At 71.0% G+C, this 22,874-nt stretch carries 22 protein-coding genes, 2 tRNA genes and 1 other RNA gene; 12 read left to right on the top strand and 13 right to left on the bottom strand.

The window, feature by feature from the left end; all coding sequences use genetic code 11:
- Nucleotides 1-22: 22 nt before the first annotated feature.
- The 4 genes from CCN37_RS12065 to CCN37_RS12050 all read right to left on the bottom strand — a co-directional run bounded on the left by CCN37_RS12065 (nt 23) and on the right by CCN37_RS12050 (nt 3,795).
- Nucleotides 23-823 carry a methyltransferase domain-containing protein gene (locus CCN37_RS12065; RefSeq protein ID WP_086820827.1) on the bottom strand — a complete coding sequence of 267 codons (801 nt, stop codon included), beginning with the start codon at nt 821-823 and terminating at the stop codon, nt 23-25.
- Complete coding sequence (locus CCN37_RS12060; protein WP_086820826.1) at nt 823-1,467, bottom strand: response regulator transcription factor; 645 nt, start codon at nt 1,465-1,467, stop codon at nt 823-825. Before CCN37_RS12060 ends, CCN37_RS12065 begins: the two co-directional genes overlap by 1 nt.
- Nucleotides 1,455-2,747 carry a sensor histidine kinase gene (locus CCN37_RS12055; RefSeq protein ID WP_168200641.1) on the bottom strand — a complete coding sequence of 431 codons (1,293 nt, stop codon included), beginning with the start codon at nt 2,745-2,747 and terminating at the stop codon, nt 1,455-1,457. Before CCN37_RS12055 ends, CCN37_RS12060 begins: the two co-directional genes overlap by 13 nt.
- A gap of 277 nt (nt 2,748-3,024) precedes the next feature.
- The gene (locus CCN37_RS12050; protein ID WP_086820824.1) at nt 3,025-3,795 is read right to left on the bottom strand and encodes a glucose 1-dehydrogenase; all 771 of its coding nucleotides are present in this window, start codon (nt 3,793-3,795) and stop codon (nt 3,025-3,027) included.
- 427 nt (nt 3,796-4,222) lie between these two features.
- Here CCN37_RS12050 and CCN37_RS12045 point away from each other — a divergent pair, with 427 nt between their 5' ends.
- Nucleotides 4,223-5,365: a thioester domain-containing protein gene (locus CCN37_RS12045; protein ID WP_086820823.1), complete on the top strand. Its 1,143-nt coding sequence runs from the start codon at nt 4,223-4,225 to the stop codon at nt 5,363-5,365.
- Nucleotides 5,366-5,437: 72 nt separating this feature from the next.
- Here the strand turns inward: CCN37_RS12045 and CCN37_RS12040 are convergent, their stop codons facing one another.
- Complete coding sequence (locus CCN37_RS12040; RefSeq protein WP_086820822.1) at nt 5,438-6,823, bottom strand: BNR-4 repeat-containing protein; 1,386 nt, start codon at nt 6,821-6,823, stop codon at nt 5,438-5,440.
- 280 nt (nt 6,824-7,103) lie between these two features.
- On the opposite strand from CCN37_RS12040, the gene CCN37_RS12035 reads away from it, so the two are divergent.
- Complete coding sequence (locus CCN37_RS12035; RefSeq protein WP_168200640.1) at nt 7,104-7,706, top strand: putative glycolipid-binding domain-containing protein; 603 nt, start codon at nt 7,104-7,106, stop codon at nt 7,704-7,706.
- Here CCN37_RS12035 and CCN37_RS12030 read toward each other — a convergent pair.
- The 4 genes from CCN37_RS12030 to CCN37_RS12015 form a co-directional block, all read right to left on the bottom strand.
- A complete protein-coding gene (locus tag CCN37_RS12030; RefSeq protein WP_246842967.1) occupies nt 7,703-8,110 on the bottom strand; it encodes a nuclear transport factor 2 family protein in 408 nt (135 codons plus the stop codon). The genes CCN37_RS12035 and CCN37_RS12030 overlap by 4 nt on opposite strands.
- Nucleotides 8,111-8,165: 55 nt before the next feature.
- Nucleotides 8,166-9,350, bottom strand: coding sequence for a thiolase family protein (locus CCN37_RS12025; protein ID WP_086820820.1), 1,185 nt, complete (start codon nt 9,348-9,350; stop codon nt 8,166-8,168).
- Nucleotides 9,351-9,377: 27 nt separating this feature from the next.
- Nucleotides 9,378-11,339 carry a hypothetical protein gene (locus CCN37_RS12020; RefSeq protein WP_143261571.1) on the bottom strand — a complete coding sequence of 654 codons (1,962 nt, stop codon included), beginning with the start codon at nt 11,337-11,339 and terminating at the stop codon, nt 9,378-9,380.
- Nucleotides 11,340-11,406: 67 nt separating this feature from the next.
- Nucleotides 11,407-12,390, bottom strand: a complete 984-nt coding sequence (locus tag CCN37_RS12015) for a prephenate dehydrogenase (protein ID WP_086820818.1) — start codon at nt 12,388-12,390, stop codon at nt 11,407-11,409.
- A 187-nt stretch (nt 12,391-12,577) separates the two neighbouring features.
- Between CCN37_RS12015 and CCN37_RS12010 the strand changes: the two genes are divergently transcribed.
- The 4 genes from CCN37_RS12010 (at nt 12,578) to CCN37_RS11995 (ending at nt 13,999) form a co-directional block, all read left to right on the top strand.
- Nucleotides 12,578-13,066 (top strand): tRNA adenosine deaminase-associated protein, encoded by a 489-nt coding sequence (locus tag CCN37_RS12010; RefSeq protein ID WP_086820817.1) that lies wholly within the window; start codon nt 12,578-12,580, stop codon nt 13,064-13,066.
- An 18-nt stretch (nt 13,067-13,084) separates the two neighbouring features.
- A complete protein-coding gene (locus tag CCN37_RS12005) occupies nt 13,085-13,567 on the top strand; it encodes a nucleoside deaminase (RefSeq protein WP_086820816.1) in 483 nt (160 codons plus the stop codon).
- 84 nt (nt 13,568-13,651) lie between these two features.
- On the top strand, nt 13,652-13,861 hold the full coding sequence (locus tag CCN37_RS12000) for a CsbD family protein (RefSeq protein WP_086820815.1): 210 nt from the start codon (nt 13,652-13,654) through the stop codon (nt 13,859-13,861).
- 48 nt (nt 13,862-13,909) lie between these two features.
- Nucleotides 13,910-13,999 (top strand) — tRNA-Ser (locus CCN37_RS11995).
- Between the two features lie 50 nt (nt 14,000-14,049).
- Here CCN37_RS11995 and CCN37_RS11990 read toward each other — a convergent pair.
- Nucleotides 14,050-14,793 carry an APH(3') family aminoglycoside O-phosphotransferase gene (locus CCN37_RS11990; RefSeq protein WP_086820890.1) on the bottom strand — a complete coding sequence of 248 codons (744 nt, stop codon included), beginning with the start codon at nt 14,791-14,793 and terminating at the stop codon, nt 14,050-14,052.
- Nucleotides 14,794-14,917: 124 nt separating this feature from the next.
- On the opposite strand from CCN37_RS11990, the gene CCN37_RS11985 reads away from it, so the two are divergent.
- The 4 genes from CCN37_RS11985 to CCN37_RS39780 all read left to right on the top strand — a co-directional run bounded on the left by CCN37_RS11985 (nt 14,918) and on the right by CCN37_RS39780 (nt 18,431).
- Nucleotides 14,918-17,380 carry an endonuclease/exonuclease/phosphatase family protein gene (locus CCN37_RS11985; RefSeq protein ID WP_371504030.1) on the top strand — a complete coding sequence of 821 codons (2,463 nt, stop codon included), beginning with the start codon at nt 14,918-14,920 and terminating at the stop codon, nt 17,378-17,380.
- 115 nt (nt 17,381-17,495) lie between these two features.
- Entirely contained in the window at nt 17,496-17,636 is a 141-nt protein-coding gene (locus CCN37_RS39785) for a type II toxin-antitoxin system HicB family antitoxin (RefSeq protein WP_168200639.1), read from the top strand.
- 46 nt (nt 17,637-17,682) lie between these two features.
- On the top strand, nt 17,683-18,234 hold the full coding sequence (locus tag CCN37_RS11980; protein WP_086820813.1) for a DUF433 domain-containing protein: 552 nt from the start codon (nt 17,683-17,685) through the stop codon (nt 18,232-18,234).
- 29 nt (nt 18,235-18,263) lie between these two features.
- Entirely contained in the window at nt 18,264-18,431 is a 168-nt protein-coding gene (locus CCN37_RS39780) for a hypothetical protein (RefSeq protein WP_168200638.1), read from the top strand.
- Between the two features lie 55 nt (nt 18,432-18,486).
- Here the strand turns inward: CCN37_RS39780 and CCN37_RS11975 are convergent.
- From CCN37_RS11975 to CCN37_RS11965, 3 genes are all read right to left on the bottom strand, one after another.
- Nucleotides 18,487-18,571: transfer RNA gene (locus CCN37_RS11975), tRNA-Ser, on the bottom strand.
- Nucleotides 18,572-18,617: 46 nt separating this feature from the next.
- A complete protein-coding gene (locus tag CCN37_RS11970) occupies nt 18,618-19,157 on the bottom strand; it encodes an AAA family ATPase (protein WP_086820812.1) in 540 nt (179 codons plus the stop codon).
- Between the two features lie 7 nt (nt 19,158-19,164).
- Nucleotides 19,165-20,403 carry an ATP-grasp domain-containing protein gene (locus CCN37_RS11965; RefSeq protein WP_086820811.1) on the bottom strand — a complete coding sequence of 413 codons (1,239 nt, stop codon included), beginning with the start codon at nt 20,401-20,403 and terminating at the stop codon, nt 19,165-19,167.
- A gap of 129 nt (nt 20,404-20,532) precedes the next feature.
- Here CCN37_RS11965 and ffs point away from each other — a divergent pair.
- Both ffs and CCN37_RS11955 read left to right on the top strand, forming a co-directional pair.
- An RNA gene (ffs, locus tag CCN37_RS11960) (signal recognition particle sRNA small type) lies at nt 20,533-20,627 on the top strand.
- A gap of 73 nt (nt 20,628-20,700) precedes the next feature.
- Complete coding sequence (locus tag CCN37_RS11955) at nt 20,701-22,803, top strand: DNA polymerase III subunit gamma and tau (RefSeq protein ID WP_086820810.1); 2,103 nt, start codon at nt 20,701-20,703, stop codon at nt 22,801-22,803.
- Nucleotides 22,804-22,874: the final 71 nt, after the last annotated feature.

The raw sequence follows: 22,874 nt of genomic DNA, 5'->3' as shown, positions 1-22,874 counted from the left end.
CTCACCGATGTGACGGCCGAGGCTAGTGGATCACCCGAGGCCGCCACGACAGGGTGACAACGTCGTCCCCGGACGAGCCGAGGTCCGGCGGCCGCTCCGGGTCGATGCCGAGCGCGCGCAGCTGACCGTCCACTTCGGACGCGCGGTCGCGGGGCAGGCACAACCGCCGCCGGGTCACCTCGACGAGCGAGGCGAAGTCGGCGTGCTCGGCGGCGGGCGCCCGGCTCCACCGCTCGACGCGCGGCTCGATCCCCAACTCCCGCAAGCACTCCGCGAAGTCCTCGGCCGTGGGGCCGGTCGGTCGCTCGACGCCGTGGAAGTGCCGCCACAACGGGTTCAGCGCGGTCAGCGGGTGCCGCTCGGCCGTCTCCACCACGACCAGCCTTCGCGCGTGGCTGGTCAGCGCGGCCACGAAGGGCGCGAGGTCGGGCACGTTGTAGACGACGTGCCCGCACACCACGACATCCGCGACAGGGCAGCTCTCGGCGACCTCCGGCCAGAGCCCGAGCACGGTCCGCGCGCTCGCCCGCCGCGTGAGCTCCGCGAGCAGTTCGGCATCGCCGTCCACCGCGACGAGGTCGGTGACCCCGCGCAGCGGCACGCTGGCCGCGCCCGCCGCCGCCCCGACGTCGAGCACGCTGCCGCCCGAGCCGAGAGCTTCCTCGGTCAGCCGCAGCGAAGCGCCCTCGCGCCGCTCCAGCTGGCGGTCGCACCGCCGGACGAAGACCTCGCGCGGCAGCACCCACGGCGACTCGTGCTGCCCGACGTCGGCCGGAATCGCCCACGCCGCAAGGGAGTCACGCCACCTGTCGAGTGCTCGCATCAGCTCTCAAGATAGCGGAGCACGGCCAGCACGCGCCGGTGGTCGGTACCGGCTGGCGGGAGGTCGAGCTTGCCGAGGATGCTGCCGACGTACTTCTCCACCGCGCGCTCGGTGATCGTCAGCGCCGAGGCGATGCCCGCGTTGGAGCGGCCCTCCGCCATCAGCTGCAACACCTCCCGCTCGCGCGGGGTGAGCGGCGCCAGCGGGTCGTTGCGCCGGTTGCGCGCCAGGATCTGCGCGATCACGTCGGGGTCGAACACGGCACCGCCCGCCGCGACCCGGTTCAACGCGTCCAGGAAGTCCGCGACGTCGGCGACGCGGTCCTTGAGCAGGTAACCGACCCCGTTGAGGCCGCCGCCGATGAGGTCGGCCGCGTAGCGCTCCTCGACCCACTGCGACAGCACGAGCACGGCGGTCTCCGGCTGCGCCTGCCTGATCAGCAGCGCCGCGCGCAGTCCCTCGTCGGTGAAGGTCGGCGGCATCCGCACGTCGACGACGGCCACGTCGGGCCGGTGTGCGAGGACCGCGCGCAGCAGCTGTTCGGCGTCACCGACCGCCTCGACGACCTCGTGCCCGTTCTCCGCGAGCAGCAGGGTCAGCCCGGTGCGCAGCAGCGCGGAGTCCTCGGCGATCACGATTCGCATGGCAGCTCCATCGTCAGGGTGGTCGGTCCGCCCACCGGGCTGTGCACCGCCAGCGTTCCGTCCACCCCGCTCGCGCGGTCCACCAGCCCGGCCAACCCGTGGCCCGGCCGCATGAAGGCTCCGCCGGAACCGTTGTCCCGCACGGTGATCCGCAGGACCACGCCGGAGCGCTCCACGCCGACGACGACCTTGCTCGCGTCGGCGTGCCTGGCGATGTTGGTCAGCGCCTCGGCGACCATGAAGTAGGCGATCGCCTCGATCGTCCTCGGCGGCCGGTCGGACACGTCGTAGCGCACCGTCACGGGGACCGGAGAACGCGCGGCCAACCCGGACAACGCCGCGTCCAGGCCTCGGTCGGCGAGCACCGGCGGGTGCAGTCCGCGCACCAGGTCGCGCAGCTCGGTGATGGCTTCCTTGGCTTCGTTGTGGGCCTGTTCGAGCAACGCGCTCGCGCCGTCGGGGTCGTTGTCCTTCTTGCTGCGCGCCCGCCCGAGCGTCATCGCCAGCGACACCAGCCGCTGCTGCGCGCCGTCGTGCAGGTCGCGCTCGATCCGCCTGCGCTCGGCCTCGACGGAGTCCACCGTCGCGGCCCTGCTCACCTCCAGCTCGCTGACGCGCTCGGTCAACTCGTGCATCTTGCTGCCGCGCAACAACAACTGCGCGAGTCCAATGTGGACGTTGGAGAGAATCCGCCACAGCAGGGGAGAACCGAGCACCAGGGTCAGGCCGAGCACGACGCACAGCGGCCCGTTGACGGCGAGCGTGGACGGTGAGGCCAGGAACGCCAGCTCGGGCTGCGCGTTCTCGACGAAGGCCATCCGCAGCGGCTCCTGGACCAGGTAGTAGCCCAGGACGACGGCGAGCAGCGGCGCCACCAGCGTCAGCCAGGCCAGCGGCAGGCGCACGACGTTGTACGCGGTGAGCTGCCAGAAGCCGGAGTCGGTGAGCAGCGAGCGCGCGGCGCCGAGCAGCGAGGTGCCGCTGGGCACGGTGCGCGGGGAGATCCGGATGTGCACGCCGAAGACCCGGCGGAACCACGTGGACTCGCTGCGCGCCGCGCTGATCAGCACATCGCCGGTGAGCACGAACAACGGCACCCCGAGCAGCACCAACGGGAGCGACACCAGCGAGCCGACCAGGCCCGCGACCGTCGCGAAGGCGGTCAGCAGCGCCCACCACGGGGCGAGCAGCAGGTGCAGCGCGCCGAGCCACGCTCGCTTGCAGTACACGAACCGCAGCCCGGTGCTCACCCGGCTCGGCGCGGCTGTCTCACCACTCACGGGACACATTGTTTCGGGGGCGCGATGACCAGCGCCAACCCGGGAACCCGTCAGTCGGCACACCGGGTAGCACCCCTGCGTATCCCGGCTGCCACCGTTGATCTCGTCACGCTCGCCGTCGCGTTGACGGGCGCTGGCAAGGCGCGCCCATCGAAGCGGTGCGTCCCGACCGCGCCCGGCCCCGGCGCGCGCCGTACTCGCGTTTTGGCAACGTGTTGCGAAGGAGAGCGCTCCCGAATCACAAAACGTAGCCAAAACGCGAAACGCGAGGCAGAGGTCAGACCAGGCCGCCCGCGGCGACGATGGACTGGCCGGTGATCCACCGCGACTCGTCTCCGGCCAGGAAGGCCACCACGTCGGCGATGTCGCCGGGCTGGCCGAGCCTGCCGAGCGGTGTCATCTCGATGAAGCCGTCGAGGTTCTGCCTGACGTCGTGGGAGATCCCGTCGGTGTCGGTGATTCCCGGCAGCACGGTGTTCACGGTGATGCCGCGCGGCCCCAGCTCCTTGGCGGCGGAGATGGCGAACTGCTCGACGGCGGCCTTGGTGCCCGCGTAGATGCCAACCTTCGGGCTCGGGTAGCGGGTGTAGCCGGTGGAGATGTTGATGATCCGCCCGCCGTCGCGCAGCTCCCGCGCCGCGTGCCGCATCGCCTGGAACGTGCCGGTGAAGTTGACCGCGACGGTGCGCTGGATCTCCTCGTCGCTCACCTCGGCGGTCGGCTTGTTGACGGCGACCACCCCGGCGTTGTTGACCAGGATGTCCAGCGCGCCGAACTCCCGCAGCGCCGTCGCGAAGAGCCGGTCGACGTCGGCCGGGACCCCGATGTCGGCCTGGACGGCGACTGCCTTGCCGCCCGCGCCGGTGATCGCGGCGACGACCTCGTCGGCCGCGGTGGAGTTGCTGTGCCAGTTCACCACCACCGAGGCCCCGTCCGCGGCGAGGCGGAGCGCGATGGCCCGGCCGATCCCGCGCGAGGCCGCGGTCACCACGGCCACCTTGCCTGCGAGCTTCTCGTTGTGCGCCAAGGATTTCGCTGAAGTCGTCATGGCACCGACGCTAAAGTTTGACACCCGTGTCAGGGTCAATGTGGCGCCGGACACGTCGGGTCACCGGATAGGCTCGGCGTTGCCGGGGGATTCGGAAACGATTGCGAAGCGTTTTCGCGGCGTTACACGTAATGCGTGTTTTCGCCCGATCGGTCCCATTGCCGTAACGCTGTACTGGGCTTTTGTCGGCCGTCCGGCATTCGTTACCCAGAGTGAAGATCGTTTTCCCGCTATGGGGTACCCCGCTCACGCGGGTTTGACACGAACGAGTATTGTTCGCCCGGTCGTTCCGCGAACCTGGTATTTCTCGCCGAGGAACTAGCCCGAACGGGCTAACCGGCTCGACGTCGAGCGACGGGTGCGTTTCAACAATTCCAAACCCTTTAAGCCCCGTTTCCGGGAGAGATCCCGAGCGGGAAGGAGAGTTATGGCATCCGGGTTGCGTTCCTCGCGCCTCGGCGCGGTGCTGCTCAGCGCCGCGGCGATCTCCCTGGCCTTCGCCGGTCCGGCCTTCGCCGAAGCCACCAAGGCCAAGGTCAACCACGCCGCCAACGTCGACGGCCTGCACGTCAAGCTGTCCGACGGCAACTCCTGGCACGCCAAGCTGCTTGGTGTTGAGCTGGAGGACGGCACCAAGGTCAAGACCTACTGCGTCGAGCTGACGGTCAACAACGTCAACGGCGCCCCGCTCGTCGAGTCGCCGTGGGAGAAGTACCCCGATAGCTCCAAGGGCTTCAAGACGCAGCCGGAGAAGGTCAACTGGATCCTGCACCACTCCTACCCCGCCGTGTCCGACCTGGCCGCGCTGGCCAAGGCCGCTGGCAGCGGGACGTTGGACGAGCGCGAGGCCATCTCGGGCACCCAGGCCGCGATCTGGCACTTCAGCAACAAGGTCAACCTCCTCGACAACCCCGGCGACAACCCGGCCGACGTCGTGGCGCTGTACAAGTACCTGACCGGTCCGAAGAACGTGGGCATGAAGAACCAGCCCGCGCCGGCGCTGAACGTCGAGCCCGCCGAGAAGTCGGGCGTCGCTGGCAAGCCGATCGGCCCGTTCAAGGTCAACACCACCGCCGACAAGGTGAGCGTCGAGGCCAAGGGTGACGCGGGCGCCAAGCTCGTCGACGCCAAGGGCAACGTCGTGACCTCGGTCGGCAACGGCGGCGAGGTCTTCGTGTCGGTCCCGGCCGATGCCAAGGCCGGCAAGGCCACCATCGACTTCAACGCCAAGGCCGTCCTGCAGAAGGGCCGCCTGTTCGTCGGTGACGGTGCCCGCACCCAGACGCTGATCCTGGCGCAGGCGGAGAACACCAAGGTGAAGGCCAAGGCCAAGGCTGACTGGACGGCGGCCCCGGTCGTCACCACCACCCCGGGCCCGACCAGCACCACGGTCCCGACGACGGCGCCCACCACGACGCCGACGACCGCGCCGACCACCACGACCTCGGCGAACGGCGACGACCTGGCCAACACCGGTGCGTCGATCCTGTTCCCGGTGATCCTCGGTGGCGTGCTCGTCGCCGGTGGCGCCACCGCCCTGGTGCTCCAGCGCAAGCGCAAGAAGGCTTGATAGCCCGCTGAGCTGACGAGACGGGGCCGTGTCCACTGTGGACACGGCCCCGTTTCTCGTTCGCCGGGGAGATCAGCGCAGGACGCAGCCCAGCACGGGCAGTTCCACCCGGCACGGCCTGATCCCGGCGACGGTGATGTCGCCGTCCGCCACCTTCACGTCGCGGTCGCTGGACGCGCCGGTCGCGATGATCCGCGCCGGGTCGCGGAAGCCGGTGACGACCTCGACGCGCTGCACGGGCTTCGCCGTCGGGATCGCCGTCTCCGCCCGCCAGCTCCGCCCGTCGGAGAGCAGGAACGTCTCGATGTTCGGCTGGCCCTCGCGGGTCGCGTACACCCGCCAGGTCGAGCCGTCGACGCGCTCCGCCTCGCGCACGCGCAGCCCCGTGGCGATTTCCTTCGTCTCCCAACGGTTTCCGGTCCACACCGACGCGAAGTCGTGCAGCACCTTGTTGTCGTCGCCGGTGAACCACAACAGGAACGGCCGGTTTCCGTTCGCGCCGACGAGCTGGATGTAGTCCGGGGACTTCATTCCGCCCGGCAGCACCAACGGTGTCTCAGCGACCTTCAGGTGCAGTTCCTGATCTGCGTCGTCGATCTGCGCGCCGAGGTCGCGGCCGCTCGCGGAATGGAAGGAACGGGTGGCCGGGTCGAACCACGCGTAATAGACGTTGCGGTGGTAGCGGTCGTGTTTGTGGCCTTCGGGACCGCCGCCCGCGAGCGTGTAGACGATGTGCACCCGCTCGCGGGAACCGCTGCGCTCGTAACGCATCTGGCCGATGTAGATCTCGTTCATGTTGTCCGCGCGAGCGGTCGAGCCGATCGCGAACGGCTTCCCGGTGAGCTGTTCGGAATTGCGCCACGTCCGCCCGTTGTCGGTGGAGAGCACGTAGCGCATGGGCCGGGTGTCGGTCGGTACCGAGGGGTCGAGCTCCTGCGTGGTCTCGCGGAAGAACACGTAGACGTCGCCGTTGGCGGTCTTGAAGGGCATCGGGTAGCTCGCGGCCTTGCCCTGCGGGATCTCCGTCTGCGTCCAGCCGTCCGCGATCGAGTGCGGGCGGTTGGCGCGCGTCATCACCAGCGCCTTGTTGTGCATGCCTTGGAAGACCAGCACGTGGCCGTCGTCGGCGAGCACCATCGTCGGGTAGTTGTGCGGGTCGGACTCGCCCGCGGCGATCTTCTGCGGCGGACTCCACGTGCCGCGCCGGTGGTCGTAGCCCTGCACGTAGTTGTCGGCGTGCTGACCGGACCAGGTGATGTAGGTGGCTCCGGCGACCGGGTCGTGCACCGCGCCCGCCATCGGGCGGCGGTCGGTGCGCGAGGCCACGGTGCTCGCCGTGGTGGTCGTGGTGAACTCCGGGGCGGGCCGTGCCGCTACGACCGCGGCGGCGGCCGGTGTTGCGGTGACCGTGGCCGCGAGCAGCGACAACGGCACGAGGACGCGAAGCAATCGCGACATGGGCGGGGACCTCCTGGTTGCGACCCGGTTCGGGGCGCGCTCCAGGCGGCGGCGCGACGATCGTCGCACGTGGCTACCGGTACGGGCCACAACGGCGGTAGCGTGATCTTGGCTCGGTCGTCCTCCGGCGTGGTGACTCACCGCCACGGCAGCGAGGGCCGGTCGGGTCGGCGGTGAGAACGCCCGGGTGAAGTCGAGTACGCTGCGTGGCTGGTGCTCGGCGCACACTGTTCGTGACCAGGCCGGGCTGGAACGCGGGGACGCACGAGGAGCGATGAGCGTGTCGAACACCACTCCCGGCCAGCGCCGTCCGATGCTGCTGACCTGGCAGGGCGTTGGCGCGCCGCGCCTGGAGTCGGCCCGGCTGCTGCTCTCCGACAACCGCAGGCTGCGGGCCGCGGGCCGGATGATCGCCCCGCGCACCCGCGAGGCCGAGGCCTTCAACGCCACCTACGACGTGACGGTCGGCGAGAACGGCGTGGTCAAGCGCGTCTTCCTGCACAGCATCACCGCCGAGGTCGAGCGGCAGCTGTCCTTCAGCCGCTCCGAGGACGGCTTCTGGCTGATGGACCGGGGCCAGGGCGCCCAGCGCACCCAGTTCGACGGCGCCGCCGAGGTCGACGTGCAGCACTGCGTGCTGTTCAACACGCTGCCCGTGCGCAGGCTCCAGCTGCACCACGAGGCGGGCGAGCACGACCTGCCGATCGCGTACGTGAGCCTCCCGGACCTCACCGTGGAGATCAAGCGGCAGACCTACCGCACGGTCTCGATCGGCGAGGGCACCTCGGTGGTCAACTACTCCTCCGAGGGCTTCAGCTCCGACATCACCGTTGACCGCGACGGCATCGTGATCGACTACCCCGAGATCGCCCGCCAGATCTAGCGCGTGGCCTCGGCGATCGCGGCGGTGTCCCAGTAGAACGGGCGCACCTCGCTGATCTGCCCGCCCCGGAACTCGATCGTTTGCAGGATCGGGAACTCCAGCTCGCGCCCGGTCGCCCGCGCACGCGCGCGAACGTCCGTGAGCACCACGATCGGCTCGGTCGTGGAGATCATGCGCTGCCGCACCATCTCGAAGGACTCCCACGCGGCGCTCATCGCCAGGAAGAACCGCTCCATCCCGTCGTGCCCGCGCCACACCCCGCCGTAGGGCAGCGCGTCGGCCTGGTGCAGCACGACGTCCTCGGTGAAGAACGGCGCCAGCTCGGCGAAATCCGCTCTTCCAGGTCCACCGGCGGCGAGGTAGCTGGCCTCGGCGGCGTACATCCCCTTCAACACGTTCAACATGCCTGCAAGCCTCGCTCGCGCGGCGCCGAGGAGCTGGCGGGAAACCGCCGTCGCTTCAGTTCCGCACGGCGATGGCCTGCGCCTGGCCGACCGCGACGCAGCTGACCGCCACGCCGACACCGCCGCCCCGCGCGCGGAGGTGCCTGCACAGGTCGGCGAGCACGCGCGGCGTCGACGCGCCAAGGGGGTGGCCGTAGGCGATCGCCCCGCCGTGCACGTTCACCCGCTCCGGCGCGATCTCCGGCAGGTGCCGCTGCACGGCCAGGACCACGGCCGCGAACGCCTCGTTGACCTCCCAGAGCGCCACGTCCTCGGCCTTCACGCCCATCCTGGCCAGCAGTTTCCGCACTGCCAGGGCTGCCGCGCCGAGGAAGCCCTGCGGTTCGCACGCGACGACGGCGCTGCCGACGACCTCGCCGAGCGGCTGCACACCGAGCTCGGCGGCGGTGCGCTCGGTGCCCAGCAGCAACGCGACCGCGCCGTCGTTGAACGGGGACGAGTTGCCCGCCGTCACGGGGCCGTCCGTGGAGAACGCCGAACGCAGGGACGCGAGCTTCGCCGCGCTCGCCTCCGGCCGCACGGACTCGTCGCGCCGCACGGGATGCGAGGAGTCCGGGGCCAGCACCGGGAACACGAAACCGTCGTGCACGCCCGCGTCCCACGCCGCGGCGGCCCTTCGGTGCGAGCGCAGCGCGAACTGGTCCATCTCCGCGCGGTCGATGCCCAGCTCGACGGCGGCGCGCTCGGCGGCGAGCCCCATCGGCACTGTCCACTCCGGACGCATCCGGGGGTTCACCATCCGCCAGCCCAGCGTTGGCACCAGCTCCATCCGGTCCGGCATCGCCTGCGCGGGCCGGGGCACCACGAACGGCGCGCGGCTCATCCCCTCGACGCCGCCCGCGATCACCACCTCCGCGTCGCCCGCCGCGATCGCGCGCCCCGCCTGCACCACGGCCTCGCCGCCGGAGGCGCACAGCCGGTTCACCGTGGAGCCGGGCACCGTCACGGGCAGACCCGCCAGCAGCGCGGCCATCCGCCCGACGTTGCGGTTCTCCTCACCGGCTCCGTTGGTGTTGCCGTAGACCACGTCGTCGACGCGGGCCGGGTCGAGGGTCGCGGAGTGCCGCCGCACCAGCTCCGCGATCGGCAGGGCCGCGAGGTCGTCGACCCGAACCCCGGAAAGACCGCCCCGGTACCGGCCGAACGGTGTGCGTGCTGCGTCCAGGATGAGCGCGGGCATGCCTCCATGCTGCCGTGTCCTGGGTGGTTACGCGGGTCCGAGCAGGAAGGAGACGAACGCCTGCGCAGGTGGGGTCGACGGATTCACCCCGATGGCCCGCACCTCGACGGTGTGCGGGCCGAACGGCAGGTCGGTCGTGGTCAGCCCGAAGCGCCAGCGCCCCGCCACGCCCGGCCCCTGCTCGGCCGTGGGCAGCCGGGCGACGCGTTCGTTGTCCACCAACACCTCCAGCCCGGCCAGCGGCGCCAGCTCCCCGGCGGCGACCTGCGCGGCGGGGCCGTCCAGTTCCACGGCCAGCACCACGCGGCCCGGCGTCAGCGTCTTGCCGGGCACCAAGGGCCGCGCCGAGGCGTCCAGCAGCTCGGCCCTCGGTTCCGCGAGCAGCGGCGGCGTCCTGCGGACCAGCGGGCGGCTCGACTGCGTCGCGGGGGGCTCGACCCGGGCGCCGGGCTCCGGGAAGACCTCGATCCCGGCCTGCATGACTTCGAGCGGGCCTTCGTGCTCCACCACCACGTTCAGCGTGTTGAGGTCGCCGGTGACCACGAGCGCGTCCTTCGGCAGGTCCGCGACAACGGGGAAGCCCACGCCGGTCACGATCTCCGTTCCGGGCACCGCCATGCGCACGGGCACCCGGACGGCTCCGACCCGCACGGTCATCTGCTCCAGCCGCACAGTGCCTCGCGAGAGCAGGGTGAACCGCAGCTGCCCGCCGGAGTGCTGGTCGAGCTGACGGCCGTTCGCGGGGCGCTCCAACGGTTCCCGCCGATCGCCCTGCGACCAGTTGAGCCGCGGCTGGACCGACCTCGGCGGGGGAGCGGTCGGCGCTCCGAGGAAGCCGACGAGGTCGACGGTGCTGCGCGTCTGCCCCGAGCCCCGACCGGTGAACCCGAGCAGCACGGTGGCTTCGCGCCAGTTCACCACGATGTTCGCGGCGGCCACGGGTTGCTTGTCCCGCAACACTTCCACGCGGTCCGCGTAGACGACGACCTCCCAGCGCTGCCGCACCGAGATCGGCATCGGCGGCAGGGTCGCGGGCACCGAGCGAGGATCGATCACCGTCGCCGAGCGCGGGGTGCGCGGCGGCACCAGCAGCTGCACGGCTCCGCTGTCGCCGAACGCGGTGGCCCGCACCCGAACGGTCCCGGGTGGCAGTGACTGGTCCTCGACGGCGTCGGTCGGCTTCGTCGAGCCCTCGACCTCCTGCACCGTTCCCAGCACGAGGTCCGCCGGGCCCGGGACGAGGTCGATGGTGAACTGCTGCGCGGTGCCGGAGCCGTCGGTCTCCACGACCGCTCGCCCCAGCTCCCCGTTCCGCTGAGGTGTCTGGGCCAGCTTGAACGGAGTGCGCGGGCGCAGCGTCGCGGGCTCGTTGCCGCAGTTGCCGATGATCACCAGCTGTCCGGCTTCCTCACCCTCACCGGGCATGGCCGTGCCGCAGGAACCGCGTTGGTTCAGCCGCCAGTTGTCGGCGACGGTCTTCGGGTCGTCGAAGGCGTCGACGTAGCTCCACGGCTCGCGCAGCGGGTACGGCTCCGGCCGCCCCGAGCCGCCGACGGGCGCTGAGCGCTGCCCGAAGGCGTCCACCGTGCGCACCTCGACGCGGTGTTCCGCGCCGTTCTCCAGTCCGCCGATCTGCACGAGCGAGCGCGACACCAGGCGCGTGTGCTCCAGCGCCTTCCCCTTGCCCCACCGCACCTCGTACCCGGCCGACCCCGGCGGCGCGACGCCGTCGGAGAGCGAGTCGCCCCACCTCAGCAGCAGCTGGCGCGGGCCCGGCTCCACGGAGAGCACCGACACCGCGGCCGGGGGTGCCTGCGCCACCGGCAGGATCGCTCCGGAGGTCGAGAAGCGCTCCAGCTGGCGGGGTTCGGTCTGGCGCGGCCCCTGGCGCACCGGCTCCGGACCCTCACTGGTGGAGCGCAGCACGGTGACGGCGCCGACGAGGAGCACCGCCGCTCCGAGCAGCAAAACGAGACGCCGACGTTCCACCCGCCCACGCTAGCGGCGCCGGTGACCCGGGTCACCCAAGGTTGCCGAGCCGCAACGCTCGACGGGCTCAGATGGGCCAGTCGGCGTACTCGCCGACGGCGGTCATCCCGTCCAGCGAGGTCACCCGCCCGCCGAGGATGCCGAGGCTGCGCAACAGCTCCATGGCCTCGGGCGCGGTCAGGTCCACGCTGGTCAGCGGCTCGGGAGCCTGCTCGCGACCCGCTTCCCACGCCCGCCGGGCCCGGTAGCCGGTCTCCAGCGTCGCGCCGAGCGCCCCGGTCGAGGCGAGCGACCCGCGCGCAGCGCCGAGCCTGCCCAGCGCGTCGTCGACCGCGTCCAGCAGCGCGTCCCGGTTGCCCTCGCACATCGCCTTCACCAGCGCGGGATCGCTGCCCGCCACGCGCGTCCCGTCCGCGAAGGAGCCCGCCGCGAGCGCCATCGCCATCGGCCCGCCGTCCGTCCCGACCGCGGCGAGCACCGCGGCCAGCACGTGCGGCAGGTGCGAGATCCGCGCGACCGCGGCGTCGTGGTCGCCCTCGCCCGCGGGCACGACGTAGGCGCCGCACTCCAACGCGAGCGTCGCCACCTCGGCCCAGACGATCGCGTCCGTGCCCTCGTCGGCGGCGACCACCCAGGCCGCGCCCTCGAAGAGCTTGGCGTCGCCAGCGGCCCAGCCGGAGTCGGCCTTGCCCGCCATCGGGTGCCCGCCGACGTAGCGGGCCTCCGGCGCGTAGCGGCGCACGGCCTCCGCGATCGGGCCCTTCACGCTCATCACGTCGGTCAGCCGGGTCTTCGCCGCGAAGCGGTGCACCACGGTCAGCACGTCCGGCGCCGCGGTCAGCGGGACCGCGAGCACGATGAGGGAGTCCCGTTCGGCGGCGTGGATCACCGCCTCGTCCACCGTCGACACCACGGTGAAGCCGTCGGCTTCCGCGGCGGCCCGGTCAGCGGCGGAGGCCGCCGTGCCGAACACCTGGTAGCCGGCGGCGGCCGCGGCACGCAGCACAGAACCACCGATGAGACCCAACCCGATCACACACACCGAACGCACCCGGCCATCCTGCCGGTAGCCCGGCCGTCGCGGCAGTGGGGAGGAGGGTCGAACCTTCACCCGATCACGTGAGCCTGTGCCCTCAGCGCGCCGCAAACCTCCTCCGCACGGCTCGTATCGGGAATTCGCAGGTCTCCTGAGCCCCTTCCGGCTTTCGGCGGGGCGCGAATGCGCATAGCGTGTGGCCATGGCGGTGCAAGAACCGATCGGGGGAATTGCGGTCGCTGTCGTCCGGGAAGACGGACGGTGGCGGTGCAGTCCCATGGACAGCTCGGTGCTCACCGACCTCGACAAGGCGATCACCGAACTGCGCGGGCTGCGGTCCACGGGTGCGGTCTTCGGACTCCTCGATGTCGATGACGAGTTCTTCGTTGTTGTCCGCCCCACCCCGGGCGGAGTCGACCTGCTGCTCTCCGACGCGGGTGCGGCGCTGGACTACGACGTGGCGGCCGACGTGCTCGACCTGCTCCGCGTCGATCCGCCCGATCCGGACGACGAGGAGCTGTGGCCGGAGGGCGACCTCGGCCTGCTCGCCGACCTCGGCATGCCCGAACCCGAGCTGCGCCTGGTGGTCGGCGAGGACGAGCTCTACCCGGACGAGCAGCTGCGCATGATCGCCCAGCGCTGCGGCTTCGTCGACGAGTTCGACAAGGTCGCGGAACCCCTGCTGGCCTGAGCCGATGACCCTGAAGAGATGACACCGTTCGCCACCCCGGCCGACCGGGCGCTGATCCGCGTCGCCATCGAGGTCGCGCGCTCGGCCGCCGCCTCCGGGGACGTGCCCATCGGCGCCGTCGTCGTCGCTCCGGACGGCACCGAGCTGGCGCGCGCCCGCAACGCCCGCGAAGAGCTCGGCGACCCGACCGCGCACGCGGAGGTCCTGGCGCTGCGCGCCGCGGCGGCTCGCAACGGCGACGGGTGGCGGCTGGAGAACTGCACCCTCGCCGTGACCGTCGAGCCCTGCACCATGTGCGCGGGCGCACTCGTGCTCTCGCGGATCGGGCGCGTCGTTTTCGGCGCGTGGGAACCGAAAACCGGCGCGGCGGGATCGCTCTGGGACGTGCTCAGGGATCGCCGGTCCAACCACCGCCCCGAAGTCGTCGGCGGCGTTCTCGAAGCCGAATGCGCGTCGCTGATGAACGAGTTCTTCGCGTCTCCTTCTCACCGCTCCGAGTGATCCCGACCACGAAGCCGTGATGGATTTCTCCGCGTGGGCATCTCTCCTGTGTCCCCTGCCAGTACGCGAGAAGGAGAAGTCGCCATGAGCGTTTTCGACAAGGCCAAGGACAAGGCCGAGCAGCTCGTCGGACAGGCGAAGGAGGGCCTCGGCAAGCTCACCGGCAACGAGGACCTGGAGAACGCGGGCAAGCGCGACCAGCTCTCCGGTGAGGTCAAGGAAGCCGGTCACGACCTGAAGGACAAGGCCGCCGGCGCCGTCCAGGACGCCAAGGACAAGCTCTCCGGCAAGTAGCTGGGGGGCCGTGCGAAAGCGGCGAAACGCTCGGGTAGACTGTCCCACGGTAGCGTGTCCGAGCGGCCGAAGGAGCACGCCTCGAAAGCGTGTGAGGGTTCACGCCCTCCGTGGGTTCAAATCCCACCGCTACCGCCAGCTTCGAAAGCCCGGCATCCACACGGATGCCGGGCTTTTCGTTGCTGCGCTTAGAAGAACTCGTCGAGCAGCTGGTAGAACTCCACGCGCTCCGGGTCGGGAACCACGCCGTAGGACTCGAAGAAGCGCGGCGCGTGCGCGGGCCCGAGGCTGCGTGCGGTCAGCGCGAGGTCGTTGTAGCGGTCCGCGACGCCGAGCCGCCCCACGTCGATCAACCCCGTTACGACGAGCGTGTCCGGGTCGAGCAGCACGTTCGGCGTGCAGAGGTCGCCGTGACAGACAACAAGGTCCTCGTGTTGAGGCTGAGTCGATTCGACATCTTCGATCAGCTCCAGCGCGGTCCGGCCGAGGCGGTGCTCGTCGAAGTCGGTCTCGTCGACCAGCCCGGCCTCGGCATTGCGCCTGGCCTGCGGGATGACCCTGTCCAGGGTGCGGTCGAAGGGGCAGTTCGCCGTCGGCAGCGCGTGCAGCGTCCTCGTGATCTCGGCCAGCGCGTCGACCTGCTCGGCGGTCCAGCTCCTGTCGTCACCGCCCAGTTCGGCGAGCGATCGACCAGGCGCGGCGACCGTCACCATCCAGGTCTCGCCCAGCTCCACGATCTCCGGCGCGGGCAGCCCCTGCGCTCGGAGCCAATCCAGGCACTCGGCCTCTTCGTGCAGCTCAGTGCCGCCCTCGACGGTCTTGAGGAAGTAGTCCGTCGACCCGGAGAGCCGCCAGACACCGGCGCCCGAACAGCCGATGGTCACCTGCTCCCACGTGTGCTGTGCGTATCGGGCATGCAACTGCTCTATCACTCTTCCAGCTTCGCCCACCGCGCAATCGGTTTCGAACTGGTGGCAAGTTGTTGCACAAGCGCCTGTCCAAGTTCACCCCGTCGGGGAAAGATTCCACCTCCCGAATACCCGTACGGGAGGACGCGTGACCCCGCAACGCCGCCGCACCACCCTGTCGGCACTGGCAAGCACAACCCTGCTCGTCGCACTCGCCCCGGCCGCCACCGCGGCTCCGTCGCCCGACGCGGTCATCGCCGAGGTCTACGGCGGTGGCGGCAACGCAGGGGCCACGCTGACCTCGGACTTCATCGAGCTGACCAGCCCGACCGCCGTGTCGCTGGACGGCTGGAGCGTGCAGTACCTGCCCGCCGCGCCGTCCGCGGGCAGCCGCTGGCAGGTCACCAAGCTCGCCGGGAGCATCCCCGCTGGCAAGCGCTACCTGGTCGCCCAGGCCAAGGGGCCCGGCGGCGCCGTCGCGCTGCCCACCCCGGACGCGACCGGGACCACCAACCTCTCCGGCACCGCGGGCACCGTCGCGCTCGTCAACAGCGACCAGCCGCTGACCTGTCTCACCGCCGCAGACTGCGCGGCCGTCCCCGCCGTCCGCGACCTCGTCGGCTTCGGCGCGGCCACCGTGCGCGAGGGCGCTCCGGCTCCCGCCGCGAGCAACACCACTTCGGTCGCGCGCAAGGCCGACACCGACGACAACGCCGCGGACTTCACCGCAGGCGACCCGACGCCGGAGAACTCCAAGGGGGAGCGCCCCGGTGGCGGCGAGCCCGGACCGGCTCCGGAGAAGGCCCGCATCCACCAGATCCAGGGCAGCACGCGGCTGTCCCCGTTGGCGGGCAAGCAGGTCATCGACGTACCCGGTGTGGTGACCGGCGTCCGCGCCTTCGGTTCCTCGCGCGGTTTCTGGTTCCAGGACGCGCAGCCGGACTCCGATCCGCGCACCAGCGAGGGCCTTTTCGTCTTCACCGGCACCACGACGCCCGCCGTCAAGGTTGGCGACGCGGTTCTCGTGGCGGGCAAGGTGGCCGAGTTCTACCCGCTGGCCAGCGGTGAAACCGTTGCCAACACCGCAAACCAGTCGATCACTCAGCTCACCGGCGCGCAGTGGACCGTGCGGTCCAGCGGCAACGCCGTGCCCGCTGCCGAAGTGCTCAAGCCGGACACCGTTCCGGTGCCGATCGCGCCGAGCCCCGGCGGGAACATCGAGGGCCTTGCCCTGGAGCCCGCCAAGTTCGCGCTCGACTTCTACGAGTCGCGCGAGGGCATGCGGCTGCGCGTCGACGACGCACGCGTGGTCGGGCCGACCGACGGCTTCAACGCGCTGTGGGTGACCAGCAAGCCCGGCCAGAACCCCACGGCGCGCGGCGGCGCGAACTACCAGTCCTACGCAGACGCCAACACCGGCCGCATCAAGATCGAGTCGCTGATCCCGTTCGCTGAGCGGCCTTTCCCGATCGCCAACGTCGGCGACAAGCTGACCGGGACGACCGAGGGGCCGCTGGACTACAGCCGCTTCGGCGGGTACGTCCTGCAGGCCGGTGCGCTCGGCCAGCACGTCGCTGGCCCGCTCGCGCCCGAGACCACTCGCAAGCAGCGCGAGCACGAGCTGGCCACCGCGACCTACAACGTGGAGAACCTGTCCCCGAAGGACGAGCAGGCCAAGTTCGACCGGCTCGCCGGCGCCGTCGTCCGCAACCTCGCGTCACCGGACATCGTTGCGCTGGAAGAGATCCAGGACGACAACGGCTCCACCAACGACTCCGTCGTCTCCGCCGAGCAGACGTTGCGGCGCTTCACCGACGCGATCGTCGCCGCGGGCGGACCGCGCTACGAGTGGCGCCAGATCAACCCCGTCGACGACGCCGACGGCGGTCAGCCCGGCGGCAACATCCGCGTCGCGTTCCTGTTCAACCCCAAGCGAGTGTCCTTTGTGGACCGTCCGGGCGGCGACTCGGTGACTCCCGTTGCCGTGCAACAGGAACGGGGCCGCGCCAAGCTCAGCGCCTCGCCCGGCCGCATCGCCCCGGCCGACCCCGCGTGGCAGGCCAGCCGCAAGCCCCTCGCCGGAGAGTTCCGCTTCCCGGCCCAGGGACCGTTGCAGCGCAGCGTTTTCGTGGTCGCCAACCACTTCAACTCCAAGGGCGGCGACCAGCCGCTGCACGGCCGCATCCAGCCGCCCGTGCGCTCCAGCGAGACCCAGCGCCTGGCCCAGGCCAAGCTCGTGCGCGGCTTCGCCGACAGCCTGTTCAAGGCCGACCGCAACGCCAACCTCGTCGTGCTCGGCGACCTCAACGACTACGTGTTCTCCCCGGCCGTCCAGACCCTGCTCGACCCCAAAGCCCTTGCCGCGCCGATGAACCGGCTGCCCGTCGGTGAGCGCTACAGCTACGTCTACGAGGGCAACTCGCAGACGCTGGACCACATCCTCGTCGGCAACCGCCTGCAGAAGCGGGCCAACCTGGACGTGGTGCACATCAACTCCGAGTTCCACGACCAGGCCAGCGATCACGACCCGCAGGTGGTGCGGTTCCTCCCGCGCACCGGAATCGACTGGATCGACGACCTGGAGCAGTTCCTGTACGGCCTGCTTCCCTGAGGTGACGCGTTCTCCGGCCCGCTCCCGTGCTCTTGGGGCGGGCCGGAGTTCTGTCAGCACATCGAGCGACACCTTGCCAGCGCGGCAAATCCCCTCCCTCTGTCATCGTGCGGGAATGACGACAACACCTCGCTCGTCCTTCCTCGTCATCATCGAACGCGACGACGCTGGTGGATTCGGCGCGTGGGCACACGACTTGCCAGGTGTTGTGGCAGCTGCGGAGACCTATGGCTCGATTGTTCAGCAGGTCGAGTGATGGATTGCCTTGGTGGCAACAACATCCGTCCTGACATGGTGCGGCCATGTTGACGATCGATGACGCGGCCTTCCACCTGGACATCCCGTTAAGGGCCGTCCGGAGCTGGATGAGGCGAGAACTGGTGGAAGGGGTGCACGCGGAGCGCCTTCCGCTCCACGCGCTCGTGCAGGCCAACTTTCTGAGATCGCTGCTCAAAGCGGGGCTGAGCGGGACCGCTCTCGCAGATGTCGCCAAGGATTTCGGGCAGCTGTGGCCCGCTCGGCACGAACTGGTCAAAGCGGTTTCACGAAAGGCGAAGAACGTCGACTTCACCCAGGTGCTGGACGAGCACGTCGCGTTCGTCTCGGTCGACGCCGATGGCCTGCCCCGAGCGATACGCCTGAGGTCCTACTGGGAACAAGGGGTCGCGGTCGTCGTCGACCCGCGCGTGGCCGACGGTCAGCCGGTCTACGAGCAGAGCGACGTTCCTGTTCGCGATGTCGTCCTGGCTTTTCTGACCGGAGCCCGCCCCATCGACATCGCGTGGGAGCACTCCGTCCAACTCGAAGACGTCCACGGGGCGCTCCGGGTCCACCTCGAACTGACGCACCTGTGACGGTTTCCGACTCGAGAAGGAGCACCGCCGTGTCCGACGAAGAGGTTCGGTACCCGTTGTTCGCCGCTCCGCAGCCGGTCGCGTTCCTGGACGGGGCTCCACCGCAGGACGGCGGCAACGAGGCCGCGCTGGAGACGCTGCTCAACATGAGCCGGGCCCTGCTCCTGGTGCTGCACGACACCCGGCGCGAGGAGTGAACGGGGCCTGACAACGACGAAGGCCCCGGACGCTGAACGTCCGGGGCCTTGTCCGCGGAGGATGCGGGATTTGAACCCGCGAGGGTTTTACCCCAACACGATTTCCAATCGTGCGCACTAGGCCACTATGCGAATCCTCCGTCGCAGACTTTACCGGAGGGGGGTGTCGCCGCCCAAAACGGGGGGTCAGACGGGGTCCGGCAGCCGGTAGACGCCGCGTGCGATGCCCTCGAGCACGACGGTGGCGGTGGAGTCGGCGTCGAGGTCGGCGGAGTCGATCGCGTGGTTCGCCCACTCCCCGAGATCGGCGAACTGGCGGTGCATCGCGCGCACCGGCTCCTCCTCGGTGAGGGCGTCGGCGCCCCGGGCGAGCGCGCGGGTGACAGTGGTGGCCTCGTCGGGGCGCAGCACCACGTAGTGCACGGCGATGTCGTTGCCGGGCCTGCGAAACCCGTCGAGGAACCACGGCCCGAGCACGCCGTCGCAGATGACGTCGTAGCCGCCCGCGGCGTAGCCGAAGGCCGCGGTGGCGATGACGCCGGTGACGACCTGGTTCTGGTGCTGGGCCTCGGGCAGGTACGGGAGCACGGCGCCGCGCCGGATGCACGCGTAGAAGTCGTCGGTGTGCAGGTGGACGCTGGAGGAGAACTCGTCGGCGAGGAGGCGGGCCACGGTGCTCTTGCCCGCCCCGGGCGGTCCGCTGAGGACGATGACCTGTCCGCTCATGCCCCGATCATGACGGTTCGACGTGGAGTTCCGCTTCGATTTCCCGCAGGAGCGCCTCGTCGGCGGCGACGGCGCGGGGGTCCTCGCCAGCGAGGATCACGTGGCCGAGGTTGGTCCACAGGTCCACCGTGCGGGTGACCCGCGAGCCGTCGCGGTGCGGGACGTCGACCTTGTGCAGCGTCGGCAGCAGTTCCGGGAGCCGCCCGAGCCGCGAAGCGCCGCGCAGGACACCGGACTCGCGCGCGGACAGGTAGACCGAGCGCGCGTGGCGCACCAGCCGGTAGTCCGCGATCGCGCCCTCGCCGTCGATCCAGTGCCGCACGGTGCGCTCGACCTGCGAGTCCCCGACGGCCAGGCGGGACAGGTACTGCTGGTCGCCACCAGCGAGCCGCGCGCCGACCTCGATCAGCCGTGGGCCGGACGCGGTCAGCATCACCTCGACGTGTCCGGGGCCGTTGCGCACGCCGACGGCGTCGAGCACGCGCCGCGTGTAGTCGGCGACGGTGGTGACAGCGGGGTCGTCGGGGGACACCGCGCACGCGGAAAGGTAGACGCCGAGCCGGTTTCCCTCGGCGCGCTTGTCGTAGCGCCACACCGCGACCAAGCCGTGCGCACCGTCGACGGAGTAGGTGTCGACGGCGTACTCGACGCCCTCGGCCAGCTCCTGCACGAGCACGCGGGTGTTGGTCAGCTCCAAGCGGTTGACCGCGCCGAGGATGCGGTGGAACGGCACCCGCCAGTCCTCATCCGGACGCGCGACGAACACGTCGTCGGCCCCGGCGCTGTTCTGCGGCTTCAGCACGATCGCCGAGCGGTCGAGGTCGTTGACGCGCAACCACTCCGCGACCTCCTCGGCGTTCGACGCGCTCAGTTGCCGCAGGTGCGGGATGCCCGCCTCGGCCAGCGCCGCACCCATGCGCCCCTTGTCGCGCCGGGCCGAGGACAGCTCCGCGATGTTGCTCTGCCCCGGCACGACGAGTTCGGAGAGGTGTTCGGCCGCCTCGACCCCGGTCTCGGTCCCCGGCAGCACGCACAGCGGGTCGAGTTCGCGCAGCCGCCTGGCGAGCTTGTCCGCGTCGTCGAGGACGAAGACCTCGGTGAAGTGCTCGGGGTGCCAGGTGTTGGCGAAGGACGCCGTCGGCTCCGGTGTGGTGAGCACCGCGACGGCGGGGACTCCGCGCTCGGCGAAGGCGGGGGCGAGGGCACTGCCCGTCGAGTACGGGTCGACGAGCACCACGTTGCGCATCGGCGCAGGTTAGCGGCGCGGAGAAGGCGGTTTCGCGTTCCTGTCGGCCGTTGGCAGGACAGATGTGACCGAGGACTCCGGAGGGTTTCGACCCTGTCCGCAGCGGCGCGGCGGGCGCGCTACACTGATCTCGGACCCCATGCGGTGCGCATCTCGTGAACCTCCCCAGGGCCGGAAGGCAGCAAGGATAAGCGGGCTCTGGCAGGTGCGTGGGGTCCCCTTTTATCTCGCGGTGCCCATGTCCCCGACGGGCCCGGATTCTCCCGTTGTCGGTGCTCGCCAGTAAGGTGCGGAGCCGTGGCGCTGGCCCTGTATCGCAAGTACCGCCCGGCGAGCTTCTCCGAGGTCGTCGGGCAGGAGCACGTCACCGACCCGTTGCGCATGGCGCTGCAGGCCGGGCGGATCAACCACGCCTACCTCTTCTCCGGTCCACGCGGCTGCGGGAAGACCTCCAGCGCGCGCATCCTGGCCCGCTCGCTCAACTGCGTGCAGGGCCCGACGCCGGATCCGTGCGGCGAGTGCAACTCCTGCGTCGCGCTGGCCCCCGAGGGCAGCGGCAACGTCGACGTCGTCGAACTGGACGCGGCCAGCCACGGTGGTGTCGACGACACCAGGGAGCTGCGCGACCGCGCGTTCTACGCCCCGGCCGAATCGCGCTACCGCGTCTTCATCATCGACGAGGCGCACATGGTCACCACGCAGGGCTTCAACGCCCTGCTGAAGATCGTCGAAGAGCCGCCGGACCACCTGATCTTCATCTTCGCCACCACCGAGCCGGAGAAGGTGCTCGGCACCATCCGCTCCCGGACCCACCACTACCCGTTCCGGCTGATGCCGCCCGGTGTGATGCGGGAGCTGGTCGAGCGGATCTGCGCCGACGAGGGCGTCGCGGTCGAGCCCGCGGTGTTCCCGCTGGTCATCCGCGCCGGCGGGGGATCGGCGCGCGACACGCTCTCGGTGATGGACCAGCTCCTGGCCGGTGCCGGGCCGGAGGGCGTGACCTACGCGCGCGCCGTCTCACTGCTGGGCGTCACCGACGTCGCGCTGATCGACGAGATGGTCGACGCGCTCGGCGCGCACGACGGCGCCGGGGTCTTCGGCACGGTGAACCGGCTGGTGGAGGCGGGCCACGACCCGCGCCGCTTCGCCACCGACCTGCTCGACCGGCTGCGTGACCTGGTGCTGCTGCACGCCGTGCCGGACGCGGGCGAGCGCGGTCTCGTCGACGCGCCGTCGGAGCAGCTGACCACGATGCTCGGCCAGGTCGACAAGATCGGCGCGGGCACGCTGACCCGCTACGCCGAGATCGTCCACACAGGACTGATCGACATGCGCGGCGCGACCGCTCCGCGGCTGGTGCTGGAGCTGCTCTGCTCGCGGATGCTGCTGCCCGGCGCCGCCGACAGCGAGGCCGCGCTGCTGGACCGCCTCGACCGCCTTGAGCGGCGAGCTCCGGCCGTCGCCCCCGCCGTCGCCGCCTCCCCGGTCGTCGCCGCAGCTCCTGCTGCTCCGGTCGCCGCCGCTCCCGCTCCCGCGCCCGCGCCGGTTCCGTCAGCCGCGCCGCCCGCAGGGGACCGCCCGACGTTCCAGCGGCGTTCGCAGGCTCCCGCCGAGCCGCAGCCCGTCGCCCAGCCTCCGCAGCGCCCAGCCGCCCCCGAACCAGCGCCGACCCCGGCTCCGGTCCAGGCCGCTCCAGCTCCCGCGCCGGAGCCCGAACCGGCCGCTCCCGCAGCCCCCGGCGCTCCGCGTGCGGTGGACGCGGCGGTGCTGAGGCAGTCGTGGCCCGCGCTGCTCGCCGCCGTGCGCGCGCAGAGCCGCAGCACCGAGGCGATGCTGACCAACGCCGCCGTGCAGTCGGTGGAGGGCAACGCGATCACGCTGAGCCACACCGCGGAGGCGCTGGCCAAGCGGTTGTCCGACCCGAGGAACAGCGACGTCATCGCCGCGGCCGTCGAGAGCGTGCTCGGCGGGAAGTGGCAGGTCCGCTGCGTGGCGGGCAACGCGGCCGCTGCGCCCGCGCGCCCGGCAGGCGCCGCCAAGCCCGTCGCGGAGCGCCCGGTCGTGCAGCGCCGCAGCCAGCAGCAACCCCAGCAACAGCAGTCCTCGGCCGACACCGCCACAGGCACCGCCGCGCCCTCGGCCCCCGCGCCGACCCGTCGGCCGGAACCCGTCCGCCGCTCCGCGTCCGCCCCGGCCGCCGACGAGCCACCGCCGCCGGAGCCGCCCGCCGACTTCGACGAGCCGCTGCCGCCAGACCCCGCCTCCGAGCGCGAGGACGAGGAAGCGATGCTCGACGAGGTCGCGGCGGCCCCGATGGGCAGTCCGGACGTGAAGCAGCACGACCCGGACGAAGAGATCATCAAGCTCTTCAGCCCCTTGGGCGCGCGCCGCATCGACTAGCGCCCGCTCGCATTTTCCCGTTTCGTACCGAAAGCGGGATTTGGGAGCGCTCTTTTTCCCGGTAGGAGTAC

Source organism: Allokutzneria sp. NRRL B-24872 (assembly GCF_002155965.1).
Lineage (GTDB): Bacteria > Actinomycetota > Actinomycetes > Mycobacteriales > Pseudonocardiaceae > Allokutzneria.
The sequence above is the reverse complement of the archived record's forward strand: the minus strand, read 5'-3'. Positions and strand labels throughout refer to the sequence as shown.

What these genes read in the sequence shown, in the direction of transcription:
- CCN37_RS12045 (WP_086820823.1), top strand. Translation starts at nt 4,223, where the DNA reads ATGGCATCCGGGTTGCGTTCCTCGCGCCTCGGCGCGGTGCTGCTCAGC.
- CCN37_RS12010 (WP_086820817.1), top strand. Translation starts at nt 12,578, where the DNA reads ATGGCGGTGCAAGAACCGATCGGGGGAATTGCGGTCGCTGTCGTCCGG.
- CCN37_RS11970 (WP_086820812.1), bottom strand. Translation starts at nt 19,157, where the DNA reads ATGAGCGGACAGGTCATCGTCCTCAGCGGACCGCCCGGGGCGGGCAAG.
- CCN37_RS12060 (WP_086820826.1), bottom strand. Translation starts at nt 1,467, where the DNA reads ATGCGAATCGTGATCGCCGAGGACTCCGCGCTGCTGCGCACCGGGCTG.
- CCN37_RS39785 (WP_168200639.1), top strand. Translation starts at nt 17,496, where the DNA reads ATGACGACAACACCTCGCTCGTCCTTCCTCGTCATCATCGAACGCGAC.
- CCN37_RS12040 (WP_086820822.1), bottom strand. Translation starts at nt 6,823, where the DNA reads ATGTCGCGATTGCTTCGCGTCCTCGTGCCGTTGTCGCTGCTCGCGGCC.
- CCN37_RS11980 (WP_086820813.1), top strand. Translation starts at nt 17,683, where the DNA reads ATGTTGACGATCGATGACGCGGCCTTCCACCTGGACATCCCGTTAAGG.
- CCN37_RS12005 (WP_086820816.1), top strand. Translation starts at nt 13,085, where the DNA reads ATGACACCGTTCGCCACCCCGGCCGACCGGGCGCTGATCCGCGTCGCC.
- CCN37_RS12050 (WP_086820824.1), bottom strand. Translation starts at nt 3,795, where the DNA reads ATGACGACTTCAGCGAAATCCTTGGCGCACAACGAGAAGCTCGCAGGC.
- CCN37_RS12030 (WP_246842967.1), bottom strand. Translation starts at nt 8,110, where the DNA reads ATGTTGAACGTGTTGAAGGGGATGTACGCCGCCGAGGCCAGCTACCTC.
- CCN37_RS11965 (WP_086820811.1), bottom strand. Translation starts at nt 20,403, where the DNA reads ATGCGCAACGTGGTGCTCGTCGACCCGTACTCGACGGGCAGTGCCCTC.
- CCN37_RS12025 (WP_086820820.1), bottom strand. Translation starts at nt 9,350, where the DNA reads ATGCCCGCGCTCATCCTGGACGCAGCACGCACACCGTTCGGCCGGTAC.
- CCN37_RS12065 (WP_086820827.1), bottom strand. Translation starts at nt 823, where the DNA reads ATGCGAGCACTCGACAGGTGGCGTGACTCCCTTGCGGCGTGGGCGATT.
- CCN37_RS12000 (WP_086820815.1), top strand. Translation starts at nt 13,652, where the DNA reads ATGAGCGTTTTCGACAAGGCCAAGGACAAGGCCGAGCAGCTCGTCGGA.